The sequence below is a fragment of the Flavobacterium sp. SP2 genome (assembly GCF_057626655.1).
Genome location: NZ_JBVHBT010000002.1, coordinates 23,953 through 37,354 on the forward strand (window position 1 = coordinate 23,953; position 13,402 = coordinate 37,354).

A 13,402-nucleotide genomic window follows, 5' to 3' on the forward strand; every position below is an offset into this window, starting at 1 on the left:
TTAATTAAAAGGTTCAGCAACAGGTGGAGTAACATCCCAGAAAATAAAGGTACTGAATACATCAGCTAAAGTTTGTGGAGGAACATTTGCTGCATTACCACTAATTTCAGAAACTGGATACATTAATCTGTTAGGCTTAGATGGATACTGAGCTGTTAAAGCTCTAGGAGTTCTTGGGAAACCTGTACGCGTATATTCGATAAAAGATTCTATACCATTTATACCCATTAAAGCAACCCATTTTTGATACATAATTGCTTCAATCTTATTAGCAGAACCATCCCAACCTTTACCAGAAATACTGTTTATACCAGTATTGTAAGCAGTAGCATTAGCAGCAGTAACTCCTAGCAATAAGCAAGATTGTGTAATAGCACTTTGGAAAAGAGTTTTAGCATTACCAGCAAGGTAACCTCTTTGAACAGCTTCAGCTTGTAACAATAAACTTTCCGCAGAAGTTAAAATATAACCATTCATAGCAGAACCAGTTGCAGCAGTAGTAGCACCTGCAGCAGTACCTACACCAGTTGTTGGAGCAAGTCCAGGACCAATCGGAGTTAAGACAACAGGATTGGCACCAGCTGCAGCACCTTGTTTCACACCAGAAACAGTACTAGCAGTATTAAATAATCTTACACGTCTTGGATCTGGAAAATTAGAATTCAAATTCTGTGCAGCATGGTCAGTAGCTCTTACAAAATTATAACTTTGAGTTACAGCAGAACCATTTAAAGCTAATCCCCATCTATTGTAGAAAGGATTTTGCTGTGCAGCTCTAGCATTGGAGTAACCTGGATTGATTGTAACGTTCTCAGTTAATCCAGCACCAACAAATTGAGCATTACTTGCCACTAATTCAGCAAACTTTTCAGTCAAATACGTTTGTGTAGCACCATCTGTTTGAGCTAACTCCATCTGTCTAACAAGAATTTTAAGTTTCAAAGTATTAGCAACAATAACCCAACGATTCATATTACCATTTAAAATCACATCCTCAGCACCAACAGCAAAAGTAGTACTTGGAGCAGTCTGAATATCAACTATTGCCTCATCAAGTTTCTCGTACAAATCACGATAAATAGTTTGTGCATCGTCATAAGCTGGAAACAAATTACCAGTAGCTTTATGTGCTTCTGTATAAGGAACATCACCATACAAGTCAACTAAATATTGAAAATAGTACGACTTCATAATTTTAGCAATTGCTTTATGATTTTCATAGTTTGGCAAAGTACTATTAATAATGTTTGTGTAATTAGCAGTATTTAAATAGATATTATCCCAAATACCCGTGTAAAAACTGTTACTAATAGATAAAGAAAATTCATCAGCGTAACCACCTGTAAAAGAGTTAATGTTAGCACCCCAACTGTTCATCCAAACATTACCAAGTTCGTTAGCAGTTGTCGCCATTGTTCTGTAAGTATTAGCATGTGCAGCAGCTAAAATTAAATTTGGCGGTACATCCGTAGCATTATTTGGAGTTTCATTTACGTCCAAATAGTTATCACTACATGAGAATAGTGTTATAGCTAATAAGGGAATTAATAATTTTAATGTCTTCATGTTTAATTAATATTAAAATGTTGCGTTTAGGTTAAAACCGAAAGTTCTTGTCGTTGGATATTGACCTGTAACAGCAATACCTTGATCGTTTCCATTTGATCTTGATTGTTCTGGATCGTGGTAACCTCTATTAGACTTTGGTAATATTATAAATAAATTTCTTGCATTTAAACCAAATGTAATACCTTTAATACTAGTTTTTTCAAGCATTTTAGCAGGCAAAGAATATGACAATGCTAATTCTCTACATTTGAAAGCTGTAGCATCAAGCACATAGTTTTCAGCAACTCTTCTATATTCATTTGAAAAATAATTCAAATAATCAGTGTATGTTGTTCCTCCTGTGATTGTTCCTGTATTAGGAGCATAAACACCAGTTGTACCAGTTGTGATAACAGAATTTGGAAATACAAAACCTCTACGACCATTTTGTGCAGATTCAACTAAGTGACCTGACCATGATAAATCGTCTTTGGTACCTGCCCAAAATTTGTGACCAGTTCTGTAATCAAAAACTCCAGATAATCTGAAACCTTTATACTCTACAGAAGTATTGAAACCTAATATATAATCAGGAGTAACTTTACCTAAGATTCGGAAATCAGATGATACTACTGGATTACCAGTTGTAGCGTCGATAATAACTGAACCGTTTTCATCGCGCTCATAAGCAGTACCTTTAATTAAAGGGAACTCTTCACCTGCTGTAGCAAAGATACCTATACCACTACCAGGGAAACTAGCTAATGCAACTTCATTAGTATCATCAGTAACTTTATCTACAACCGTTTTAAATGTAGCATAACTTACATTTACATTCCATTTGAATGCGGCATCAGATTTAGAACTTAATCCTAAGTCAATTTCCATACCAGTCTTAGTAGTTGCACCAACGTTAATTCTAGCAGATGTTAAACCAGTTGCTCTTGATGGAGTTGTAGCAGTAATCAAATCAGTATTATCAGCAGTATAGAAAGACCCACCTAATGTAACTCTCTCTTTAAAGAAACCTAAACTTACGTTAAGCTCTTTTTGGAAAGAAAATTCTGGTTTGATTTTAGCATCGGTAACACCAGTGCTTTGTAAAAATGAGTTATTACTTCCAAATGGGAAACCTGTACCTTGAACATAAACTGGGGTAATATCGTAAGGATTAATACCATTAGCTCTACCTGTTTTAGTTAAATTAACCGCTATTTTTGAAGAAGATAAAAATGAATCTTTCAAACCCTCAATTGCCTTATTAGGAATAAATGATACTCCAGCAGAAGGATAAAAGAATGAATTGTTATCTGGATCTAGAGTAGAAATCCAATCATTTCTACCTGTCAAGTTTAAATATAAATAATCATCATATGCAAAATCAACGTTAGCTAAAAAAGCATAACTTCTGAATCTTGAATATCCACTTGATCTTCTAGGGTCACCTGTAATATTTGAAATATTATAAAAACCAGGAATTGTCAAGTTATCTCCTCCAACAGAAGTTAAATCAGAATACTGATCTGTGATGTTGTTACCAACATTCGCAGAAAAATCAAGTTTTTCAGCTAATTTGTACTTGAAATTAACAAAAAAGTCAGCATAAATATTTCTTGAAGATTGATTGTTTGTATCAAATGCAGAAATAACTGAGTGATCTCCACCACCTACACGTACTCTATCAACATAAGCATTAGTATATGATAACGCATTAGACGAACGAAGTTGAACACTAGGAGTGTAAGTAAAATTAATATTATCATTTACGGTATATTTAATATTTAAAACACCGCTCACAAATGAATTTCTGTTGAAGTTTCTAACATTCTTAGACAACCAATATGGACTTCTGTAATATGATGTCCAGTGGTATTGATTGAAAGGAGAGCTAAATTTTTCAACTGGAATATTCGAAGCCGTTTGCAACAAATCAGTAAATAAATTAGAAGAAGTAGTTTCAGACTTTGTATCAATATAGTTAATAGTACTTCCAATTTCCCATTTTCCTAAATTTTTTCCAGCTCTAAATAAAAATGTAGTTCTATTTAAATTATCACCATCTACAACAAACTCAGTTGTTTGTTTATTTGCCGAAAGAAACACAAATCCATCAGGACCTCCTAGAGAAGCACTAAGTGTATTTTGAAATATAGTACCGTTTTGAAAGAATGGCTTGATATTATCTTTAATAGGTGAGTATTTACCCATAACATAAGTACCGTCAGCTTGTAACAAACCGATTGGTCTTACAACACCGTCCATCTCTGCACCCCATCCACCATTTTCATAGCTGATGTGACCACCATTCCAACCTTGACCGTATTTAGTCTGTCTTTCTGGCAACATAGAAATTTCTTGGAAATCTATATTTGAAGAAAAAGTTACTACCGGCTTACCTTCTTTAGAACCTTTTTTAGTTGTAACAATCAAAACTCCATTTGCACCTTGAGAACCATAAAGCGCAGAACCTTGCGGTCCTTTAATTGTGTTAACAGACTCAATCATTTCTGGAGCAATTGTTGTAAGAACACCTGCAGTAGAAATAACATTATCAATAACAATTAACGCCTGGTTGTCACCAGTTAACGAACTAGAACCTCTAATAACGATTCTAGAAGTTGGGTTAACACTATTATTTGTAGTGTTAATTTGTAAACCAGAAACTTTACCTACTAACGCTTGAACCACGTTAGGGTTTCCAGCCTGTACAATTTCCTTTGCCTTCACTTGTTGACTGCTGTAAGTTACAGCTGCCGCTTTCTTACTAATACCCACAGCTCCAACAATTACTTCATCAAGAACTTGAGTAGCCTCTTTAACAGTTACACTGTAGTTGCTTGCAGCACCAACAGTAAAAGATTTATCCTCAAAACCTAATAAGGATACAATAATTTTGTCACCTGGCTTAGCTTTTAAAGCAAATTTACCATCAACATCAGTTGATACGCCAGACTGTTTTGCAGTACTTACATAAACTGTAGCACCCGGTAATGGTCCTAGTGCATCAGACACAGTACCAGTTACAGTTTTCTCTTGTGCAAACGAAAACTGCATTGTAAACGCTACTAATAGCGTGAAAATCCATTTGAACTTCGATCTCATATTTAATTTATTTGAGTTAGTTATTCCGCAAACTTCTTAATAATTTCTTAAATAAACAAATAATACTTCGGAATATTACAATTTATTTTTGTTAATTTTTTTGTGCGTAAAACTAACTTTGTCGTTAGAACTCTTCAATAAGATGCAGAATAATGCAAAAGGTTGCGTTAAAAAATGTATTTTTATCAAAATTAATTTTATGTTAAGTTTAAGATATTCAAACTTTAAATTAGAATGTGGAACAGACGAAGCCGGCAGAGGTTGCCTTGCCGGTCCTGTAACTGCAGCAGCTGTAGTGCTTCCAGTAGATTTTAAGTTACCATTATTAAATGACTCCAAACAACTGTCAGAAAAAATCAGAGAAACTTTAAAGCCATTGATAGAATCAAAAGCTATAACTTATGCCGTAAGCAATTTAGAACCTGTAGTCATTGATGATATTAATATTTTAAACGCATCAATATTGGCAATGCACGAAAGCATACTTGCCCTCAAAGTGGAACCAGAATTCATTATTGTAGATGGAAACCGATTTAAACCATTAGGCAATATCCCATTTGCGACAATTGTAAAAGGCGATAGTAAGTTTATGAGTATTGCGGCAGCTTCCGTTTTAGCTAAAACCTACAGGGATGAATATATGAATAAAATTCATGAAGAATTCCCTATGTACAATTGGAAAAAAAATAAAGGCTACCCTACTAAAGAACATAGAGACGCTATACGCAAATACGGAATAACACCCTATCACAGAATGTCCTTTCGCTTACTTACAGAACAATTGAAGTTAGAATTATAGCTATGTTACCAAATTGTTAAGTAAATTACAATGTAAATTAATTGTAAAATTCGGATTCGAATAAAAATGAAAAGTTTTTAAGCACTTTTTGCTTTACCTCATTTTCATCAACAGTAGCTAAACCGAGTTCGATATTTAGTGAGGTAACTGCTTTTCCTTTTATACCGCAAGGAACAATATTATCAAAATATCCTAAATCTGCGTTTACATTTAATGCAAACCCGTGCATGGTAACCCAGCGGCTAGCCCGAACACCCATAGCACAAATTTTTCTAGCAAATGGTGTGCCTACACCAAGCCATACACCTGTTTCACCTTCACTACGTGTACCTATTATATTATATTCAGCGAGAGTTAAAATTATTGCCTCTTCTAGAAAACGTAAATACTTATGAATATCCGTAAAAAAATTTTCTAAATCCAATATAGGATAACCCACTATTTGTCCAGGACCATGATAGGTAATATCGCCACCACGATTAATTTTATAAAAAGTAGCTCCTTTACTTTCAAGTTGTTTTTCAGATAATAATAGATTTGAAATAGCACCACTTTTACCTAAAGTATAAACGTGTGGATGGGTAACGTACAAAAAATAATTTGGCGTTTCAATTTGTGTCCCTTCTCGTCTATTCTGAATTTTTAAATCGACGATGTGTTTAAATAACTCTTCTTGATAATCCCAAGTAGTTTTATAATCTTGAACGCCTAAGTCTTGAAATTGAATTTTTTTATTCATAGTACAAAGTTACAAAGAATTCTAGATAAGTTCTGTTTTGAAATTCTACAAATAAAAAAGCAACATCTAACTTACTAAATGTTGCTTTACTATTTATCAAATATAAAATATTATTCGAACGTTACCTCAAAATTTAATTTATCTGGACTTTCCATGTAATCTTTCAAAGGATATTCTATGGTAACTGTTTTTCGATCTTCGCTGTAAAGAGCATTGTCTACCGAAACTTTTTTTACCGCTTTAGGAAATTGATATACAACTTTAAAACTCGATTGCTCATAAAACATATCAAATGATTGTTTTAAATTTAGTTCTTCCGATTCTTCTGCAACTTCTTCAACCGCTTCTTCCTTTTTCTTTTCAATTTTGGAAACCGTTTTTTTGAATGTTTTTCCGTCGTAAAAATAACTTGTTGAAGCATTATCATTTAATTCGTCTGGCGCCATACCTAATCCACCGGCTTTTTGACCAGCAGGAGACAATGACTTCATAGATTGCACAGGAGACATTACATCTTGCAGTTCCGAAACAGTTTTGAAATCGGTAAACATTGAATAATTCATAATTCCTTTCTCTTCATCGATAACAGTGCGAACACTGAAACGTTCCATCTTTTTTATTTTCTCTTGCTCTTCTACTGGCAATTTAGAAATACTATCTTGCTTAGAAGCAAATAATTCTTTGAAAGTAAAAGTTGAATCTAAAACTTTCTTTGATGCAACAACTTGATCGGCATTTTCCTCTTTGTTTTTTTTCTTCTTACTTTTTGATTTTTTTGAATCGTCGGCACCTAAATCTTTGAAAGCATCTCCCATCATAGACATCATTTTGGAGCCGTCTATATCATAAGAAAAAGTTCCTGATCCATTTTCATTAACAATCATTTTTTCGGTTATGGAACAACTTACTAAGGAAAGAATGGTAAGTGCTACAGCGAATAGTTTTAAAGTTTTCATTGGTTGGTTTTTTTTAAATGAATACAAATATACAAATAGTTTCTTTTTAGGAATAGTGCGAACTTTAATTTATCTATTTAGTTAATATTAGATTGTAATGAATAAAGAAGTTCAATTTTCAAGAGTACCACAACCCCACTTAAACAATGTCTTTAATATATTTTTGATATACCTTTTATATACATTAACTCTACACTTTAGCGGACATTATAATAACTTAATAAATAAATCCAATTTATAGTTATGCAAAAAACTCTTAAGACAATTTTTTAAAGTAGGCACATAGCAGCACTACGTTTGGTTGTTGTTTTGTTCGTAGTTCATTCGTATTTCGTTCGCAAAAAGACACTTTTTTTGCAAATACAATCGAATCGTTAACTAAGTTAGGGTACCACAACTAGGAACTAAATAGGAACAAAACCCGAACTAAGCTCGAAATAGAATAGAACTTATTCAAAATTTAGTAATTTGTAAATCATTGGTATTTCATAAAAAAATAAGCACTCAATCTGAACAGGTTTTATAAAAATCTTGTGTTTTAATTTTGCAATCTTTGTAGTATCTTTGCATCCTCAAAATACTTATATATATGCAACTTTCGGAACAAGAAATCATTAGACGAGAAAAACTTAACGGTTTACGCGAACTTGGAATAAACCCTTATCCTGCAGATTTATATCCTGTAAAGGACACTTCTAAACAGGTGAAGGAAAATTTTGAAGACGGTAAAAAGGTGGTTCTTGCTGGTAGATTGATGAGTGTTCGCGACCAAGGAAAAGCGTGTTTTGCCGAATTGCAAGATAGCGAAGGCAGAATGCAGTTGTATTTTAACAGAGATGTAATTTGCGAAGGCGAAGATAAAACGCTTTACAATCAGGTTTTTAAAAAACTAACTGATTTAGGTGATTTTATTGGTGTTGAAGGCGAACTTTTTACTACTAAAGTTGGTGCTCAATGTGTAATGGTTAAAAATTTCACTTTTCTAAGTAAAACACTTAGACCTTTGCCTCTTCCAAGAGTAGATGTAGAAGGAAAAGTACACGATGCTTTTACCGATACTGAATTGCGTTACAGAATGCGTTATGTTGATTTGGTGGTAAACCCAAATGTGAAAGAAGTTTTTGTAAAAAGAACAAGACTTTTTTCTGCGATGCGAAATTTCTTTAACGATGCTGGCTATATGGAAGTTGAAACTCCAATTTTACAAGCCATTCCTGGTGGCGCTGCCGCACGACCATTTATTTCGCACCATAATGCTTTGGATATTCCCTTGTATTTGAGAATTGCGAATGAATTGTACTTGAAACGATTGATTGTTGGTGGATTTGACGGAGTGTATGAGTTCTCGAAAAACTTTAGAAATGAAGGAATGGACCGAACGCATAATCCTGAATTTACTGCTATGGAAATATATGTAGCTTACAAAGACTACAACTGGATGATGGAGTTTACCGAAAATTTATTGGAACATTGTGCCAATGCGGTAAACGGAACTACAGATGCAACTTTTGGCGAGCATAAAGTAAGTTTTAAAGCGCCTTATGCACGAGTTACGATGACTGATGCTATCAAAAACTTTACTGGTTTTGATATTTCAGGTAAAACCGAATCCGAACTTTTTGAAGCCGCAAAATCAATGGGAATTGAAGTGGATGAAACCATGGGTAAAGGAAAATTAATTGATGAAATTTTTGGAGCGAAATGCGAAGGAAATTTTATTCAGCCTACTTTTATTACTGATTATCCTAAGGAGATGTCTCCATTGTGTAAATCACACAGAGACAATCCTGAATTGACCGAGCGTTTTGAGTTGATGGTTTGCGGTAAAGAAATTGCCAATGCCTACTCCGAGTTGAATGATCCAATTGACCAACGTGAACGATTTGAAGCTCAAATGGCACTTTCTGAAAAAGGTGACGATGAAGCTAACGGAATTATAGACGAAGACTTCTTGAGAGCTTTAGAATATGGAATGCCACCAACATCGGGATTAGGAATTGGAATGGATCGATTGATCATGTTCTTAACTAACAATCCTTCTATCCAAGAAGTGTTGTTTTTCCCGCAAATGCGTCCAGAGAAAAAACAACTTGACCTTACCGAAGATGAAAAGTGGATTATCGAAATCTTGAAAGCCAACGAAGGAATTTCGATTGGAGATTTAAAAGAAAAATCGGCTTTAAGTGGTAAAAAATGGGATGCAGCAAGTAAAGGAATCAGTAAACACGGCTTGATGAAAGTAGTGGTTGATGGCGATGCTAAAATTGTGGAATATTTAGGGAAGTAAATCATTTCTGTAAAGAACATAGTTTAATTATATAATTTAAAATCCGTTTTTAATTCAAACGGATTTTTTTGTTTATACCAAAACATATTGATAATCTACTTACAATTACTGTAAGTAAGACTATCAACTGCTAATTACAATATTGAGCCTTACAGAAAGACAAATTGAGCCTTAAAGCAAAATATTTCATGAATAAAAAGTCTAATTTTGTATGTTGAAAAGTAGCTGCAATTATGGAAGTACCAGAAGACAATAAACTAAAAACTATAAGCTATTCAGGCCTATTTCTCTCCTGCTTTGCTGATTATAGCGAAAAGTGTATTCACGCAACGCCCGAACACGTTCTGGTCTACTTGTATTCTGGTGAACAAGTAATAGAAGACCGAAATAAAAAAATAAAATTACAAGCTGGAGAATGTGCATTTATCCGTCGCGATCACCGTTTGAAAATGTACAAAAACAGTAAGGGTGACGATTTGTACAAAGGAATTTCGTTGACATTTCAACGTTCAGTTTTACGCGATTTTTTCAGTAAAATGAACAAATCCGAAATCCCAAAGCAGGTTAAAATTTCGGACCAAACCGTTTTTAAATTGGAGTCAAGTCCAGCAATAGAAAGTCTGTTTCAATCACTTACTCCTTACTTTGAGAGTAACGTTAAACCCAATGATGGCGTTGTTAAATTAAAATTACTAGAAGGAATTTTTGCTTTATTAGATAGTAATGAACTACTCTATCCGATACTGTTTGACTTTGCAGAACCTTGGAAAATCGACCTCTTAGAATTTTTAAACCACAATTACATGGAGTCGCTTTCAATGGAACAGATCGCTTCATTTACAGGTAGAAGTTTGGCCACTTTTAAAAGAGATTTTAAAAAAATAAGCAACATCACACCACAAAAATGGTTGATAAAAAAACGCTTAGAAATGGCATACATTAAACTGAAAGAGGAAAATAAAAAAGTACAAGATGTGTATGTCGAAGTTGGTTTTAAAAACGCCTCTCATTTTTCAACAACATTCAAAAATCACTACGGATTTTCGCCTACCGAAATTTAAAAATTGAGCTTTAGAGAAAAGCAATTTGAGCCTCGCAGTAATCCCACTGCGAGGCTTTCTTTTTAATTTTGTTTCATTAATAAAAAAAGTAAAATCGATGGAAGAAGTAACAAAAAATATATTTGACAGATTAAAAGCGGGTGCAACTATAGTGCAAAACGATCCAGAAGCCTACAAAATGAGAGAAGCCGCTTTTACCACTAAAAAGTTACTGCTTTCGATGAATAACTCCTCCAATCCAAATGAAATTCGGCACTTTTTAAGTGAAATTACAGCACATGAAATTGACGACAGTGTTACCATATTTACACCGCTACACATTAACTATGGAAAACATACCAAAATAGGCAAAAATGTATTCATCAACTTCGATTGTGTATTTCTGGATTTAGGCGGAATTATCATCGACGACAATGTGCAAATAGCGCCAAAAGTGAGTTTGCTATCCGAAGGACACCCTATTTCAAAAGAAAACAGACACTCCTTGACGGTTGGACAAATTCACCTCAAAAAAAATGCTTGGATAGGCGCAAATGCTACCATTTTACAAGGCGTAACTGTTGGAGAAAACGCAATTGTAGCAGCAGGCTCGGTGGTTTCCAAAGATGTTCCTGACAATACCATTGTTGGAGGAATACCGGCAAAAATCATTAAAAAAATTTAAAATACAATAAACATGAAAAGACGATCGATTTTATTAGTTACAACGCTATTGTTTTTGGTGCAATCCTGCACTCAAAATGCCGATAAAAAAAATATAGAAAAAAGGAATACTACAGAAAATTACACTTTTAAACTCAGCGATAAAGTAACACGTCAAAAAGTAACCTTTAAAAATCGTTATGGCATTACCCTTTCTGGCGATTTGTATCTTCCAAAAAACACAGGAACTAAAAAATTAGCAGCTTTGGTTATTAGCGGACCATTTGGAGCTGTTAAAGAACAATCCTCAGGATTGTATGCCAATGAAATGGCAGCACGTGGTTTTGCTGTTGTGGCATTTGATCCCTCTTACACAGGTGAAAGTAATGGCGAACCAAGAAATGTAGCTTCACCCGATATCAATACCGAAGATTTTAGTGCTGCTGTTGATTTTTTAGGTTTACACAAAAATGTTGATCGTTCTAAAATTGGAATTATCGGAATTTGTGGCTTTGGTGGCTTTGCGTTGAACGCAGCGGCTGTAGACAAGCGCATCAAAGCAGTTGCCGCATCAACAATGTATGATATGACTAGAGTGCTATCGAAGGGTTATAACGACGCAACCACATTAGAGCAACGTACGCAAATCTTAGCACAATTGAGCGAACAACGCTGGAAAGATGCTGAAGTAGGAAAATTTTCATATGGTGACAAACTGAATGGCGATTTAAAAGGCAACGAACCCCAATTTGTAAAAGAGTATTTTGATTATTACCGCACAGCACGAGGCTATCATGCGCGCTCGGTAAATTCTACTGGTTCTTGGACAACCACCAACGCTTTATCGTTTATGAACATGCCTATTCTAAGCTACATCAAAGAAATATCACCTAGACCTTTATTGGTAATTGCTGGCGAAAAAGCACATTCCAGATATTTTAGCGAAGATGCTTTCAAAATGGCTTCTGAGCCTAAAGAATTAATTGTCATTCCTAACGCTGTTCACACCGATTTTTATGACCAAATAGACATCATCCCTTTTAGTAAATTAGAAGACTTTTTTACCAAAAATTTATAATTAAGTGAAACCTTTGTACATTATTTTAATTGCAGTACTCTTGGCTATCACAAGTACAGCATTTACTTACTATAAAGTTGACGGCAACACTAACCCAGAAAATAGAAGTTCCATGGAGCAAGAAAAAATCAAAATAACGGTAAATTCTCAAATATTCACAGCCACACTTTCAGACCAAGCAGCAGCAAAAGCGTTGAAGGAACTATTACCAATTACAATACCGATGATTGAACTAAATGGAAACGAAAAATACTATGAATTCACAAACAGTTTTCCTATGAATTCTTCAAAAGTTGAAACTATACAATGTGGCGATTTGATGTTGTATGGTTCTAAAACGTTGGTGCTTTTTTATCAATCTTTTTCAACTCCGTATCGCTACACAAAACTGGGAACTATCAATGACACCAAAGGATTAGCAGCAGCCTTAGGTTCTGGAACTGTTACTGTTACTTTTGAATTGGAAAACGCAAATTAATACTTTGAACCATCAAATTTGCAGGTCAGGAGCTATTATTTTTTGTACAAATTCAATCTGAATACGTAAACTCATCTGAAAAAGATGAAGAAATAAATCATCAAAATCTTGAAATTAATAAAGGTATTTCGATTGGATATTTAAAGAAAATTGGCCATAAGTGACAAATTAATAAACCGCTACAACCAACGAAATACCTAAAACTACATTGATTAAATGATTGGTTCATCGTATTATTATCATCATTAACTATATAGAAAATAAAACATTTTAGTTAAATTTTCGAATTGATTTAAAAAAATAAGTATTTTAGCAACTCAATAATTGGATTTTTTATGAAAAAAATAGTAGTTATATTCCTTTTTCTTACTTTTTGTTCGATTGGAATGAGTCAAGAAAATAAAACAGCGCAAGCTATCAGTGCTACTAAGACTAGTGATTTGCAAGAAATTTCACAAACAGTATCTTTAGATGAAAATCTAAAAAAAGATTACGTTACTTTGATGAATATGCGTGATGAAGCTATCGCAAATGCGAATACTACTGAAGAAAAAAAAGTAATTTTTGAGCGTATTGCAGCTAAATTTTTATCGGCTCTTACACCAAAACAATTGGAAGCACTAAAAGCTAAACCAGAATTATATAAAAAACTGACAGAATACTCAGGAAAATAAAAAAGGAACTCAATTTGAACATGCCCCAAAAAGTTATA

Annotated in this window: 11 protein-coding genes; 7 read left to right on the top strand and 4 right to left on the bottom strand. The window is 34.0% G+C overall.

Annotation, left to right across the window (positions count from 1 at the left end):
• Complete coding sequence (locus ACZ098_RS04545; RefSeq protein WP_487310555.1) at window positions 1–1,566, bottom strand: SusD/RagB family nutrient-binding outer membrane lipoprotein; 1,566 nt, start codon at window positions 1,564–1,566, stop codon at window positions 1–3.
• Between the two features lie 12 nt (window positions 1,567–1,578).
• Entirely contained in the window at window positions 1,579–4,650 is a 3,072-nt protein-coding gene (locus tag ACZ098_RS04550) for a SusC/RagA family TonB-linked outer membrane protein (protein WP_487310556.1), read from the bottom strand.
• A 199-nt stretch (window positions 4,651–4,849) separates the two neighbouring features.
• Here ACZ098_RS04550 and rnhB point away from each other — a divergent pair, with 199 nt between their 5' ends.
• A complete protein-coding gene (rnhB, locus tag ACZ098_RS04555; RefSeq protein WP_487311204.1) occupies window positions 4,850–5,449 on the top strand; it encodes a ribonuclease HII in 600 nt (199 codons plus the stop codon).
• A gap of 37 nt (window positions 5,450–5,486) precedes the next feature.
• Here rnhB and lipB read toward each other — a convergent pair whose 3' ends face one another.
• Both lipB and ACZ098_RS04565 read right to left on the bottom strand, forming a co-directional pair.
• Entirely contained in the window at window positions 5,487–6,188 is a 702-nt protein-coding gene (lipB, locus tag ACZ098_RS04560) for a lipoyl(octanoyl) transferase LipB (RefSeq protein WP_487310557.1), read from the bottom strand.
• Window positions 6,189–6,298: 110 nt separating this feature from the next.
• Window positions 6,299–7,144, bottom strand: coding sequence for a hypothetical protein (locus ACZ098_RS04565; protein WP_487310558.1), 846 nt, complete (start codon window positions 7,142–7,144; stop codon window positions 6,299–6,301).
• Between the two features lie 589 nt (window positions 7,145–7,733).
• On the opposite strand from ACZ098_RS04565, the gene lysS reads away from it, so the two are divergent.
• The 6 genes from lysS to ACZ098_RS04595 all read left to right on the top strand — a co-directional run bounded on the left by lysS (window position 7,734) and on the right by ACZ098_RS04595 (window position 13,364).
• Window positions 7,734–9,431: a lysine--tRNA ligase gene (lysS, locus tag ACZ098_RS04570; protein ID WP_487310559.1), complete on the top strand. Its 1,698-nt coding sequence runs from the start codon at window positions 7,734–7,736 to the stop codon at window positions 9,429–9,431.
• 233 nt (window positions 9,432–9,664) lie between these two features.
• On the top strand, window positions 9,665–10,492 hold the full coding sequence (locus ACZ098_RS04575; RefSeq protein ID WP_487310560.1) for a helix-turn-helix domain-containing protein: 828 nt from the start codon (window positions 9,665–9,667) through the stop codon (window positions 10,490–10,492).
• Window positions 10,493–10,589: 97 nt separating this feature from the next.
• On the top strand, window positions 10,590–11,156 hold the full coding sequence (locus ACZ098_RS04580; RefSeq protein ID WP_487310561.1) for a DapH/DapD/GlmU-related protein: 567 nt from the start codon (window positions 10,590–10,592) through the stop codon (window positions 11,154–11,156).
• A 12-nt stretch (window positions 11,157–11,168) separates the two neighbouring features.
• Window positions 11,169–12,212 carry an alpha/beta hydrolase gene (locus ACZ098_RS04585; protein ID WP_487310562.1) on the top strand — a complete coding sequence of 348 codons (1,044 nt, stop codon included), beginning with the start codon at window positions 11,169–11,171 and terminating at the stop codon, window positions 12,210–12,212.
• A 4-nt stretch (window positions 12,213–12,216) separates the two neighbouring features.
• Window positions 12,217–12,690, top strand: coding sequence for a cyclophilin-like fold protein (locus ACZ098_RS04590; protein ID WP_487310563.1), 474 nt, complete (start codon window positions 12,217–12,219; stop codon window positions 12,688–12,690).
• A gap of 335 nt (window positions 12,691–13,025) precedes the next feature.
• Complete coding sequence (locus ACZ098_RS04595) at window positions 13,026–13,364, top strand: hypothetical protein (RefSeq protein WP_487310564.1); 339 nt, start codon at window positions 13,026–13,028, stop codon at window positions 13,362–13,364.
• Window positions 13,365–13,402: the final 38 nt, after the last annotated feature.

What these genes read in the sequence shown, in the direction of transcription:
- ACZ098_RS04585 (WP_487310562.1), top strand. Translation starts at nt 11,169, where the DNA reads ATGAAAAGACGATCGATTTTATTAGTTACAACGCTATTGTTTTTGGTG.
- ACZ098_RS04575 (WP_487310560.1), top strand. Translation starts at nt 9,665, where the DNA reads ATGGAAGTACCAGAAGACAATAAACTAAAAACTATAAGCTATTCAGGC.
- lysS (WP_487310559.1), top strand. Translation starts at nt 7,734, where the DNA reads ATGCAACTTTCGGAACAAGAAATCATTAGACGAGAAAAACTTAACGGT.
- ACZ098_RS04595 (WP_487310564.1), top strand. Translation starts at nt 13,026, where the DNA reads ATGAAAAAAATAGTAGTTATATTCCTTTTTCTTACTTTTTGTTCGATT.
- ACZ098_RS04550 (WP_487310556.1), bottom strand. Translation starts at nt 4,650, where the DNA reads ATGAGATCGAAGTTCAAATGGATTTTCACGCTATTAGTAGCGTTTACA.
- ACZ098_RS04580 (WP_487310561.1), top strand. Translation starts at nt 10,590, where the DNA reads ATGGAAGAAGTAACAAAAAATATATTTGACAGATTAAAAGCGGGTGCA.
- ACZ098_RS04565 (WP_487310558.1), bottom strand. Translation starts at nt 7,144, where the DNA reads ATGAAAACTTTAAAACTATTCGCTGTAGCACTTACCATTCTTTCCTTA.
- lipB (WP_487310557.1), bottom strand. Translation starts at nt 6,188, where the DNA reads ATGAATAAAAAAATTCAATTTCAAGACTTAGGCGTTCAAGATTATAAA.
- rnhB (WP_487311204.1), top strand. Translation starts at nt 4,850, where the DNA reads ATGTTAAGTTTAAGATATTCAAACTTTAAATTAGAATGTGGAACAGAC.
- ACZ098_RS04545 (WP_487310555.1), bottom strand. Translation starts at nt 1,566, where the DNA reads ATGAAGACATTAAAATTATTAATTCCCTTATTAGCTATAACACTATTC.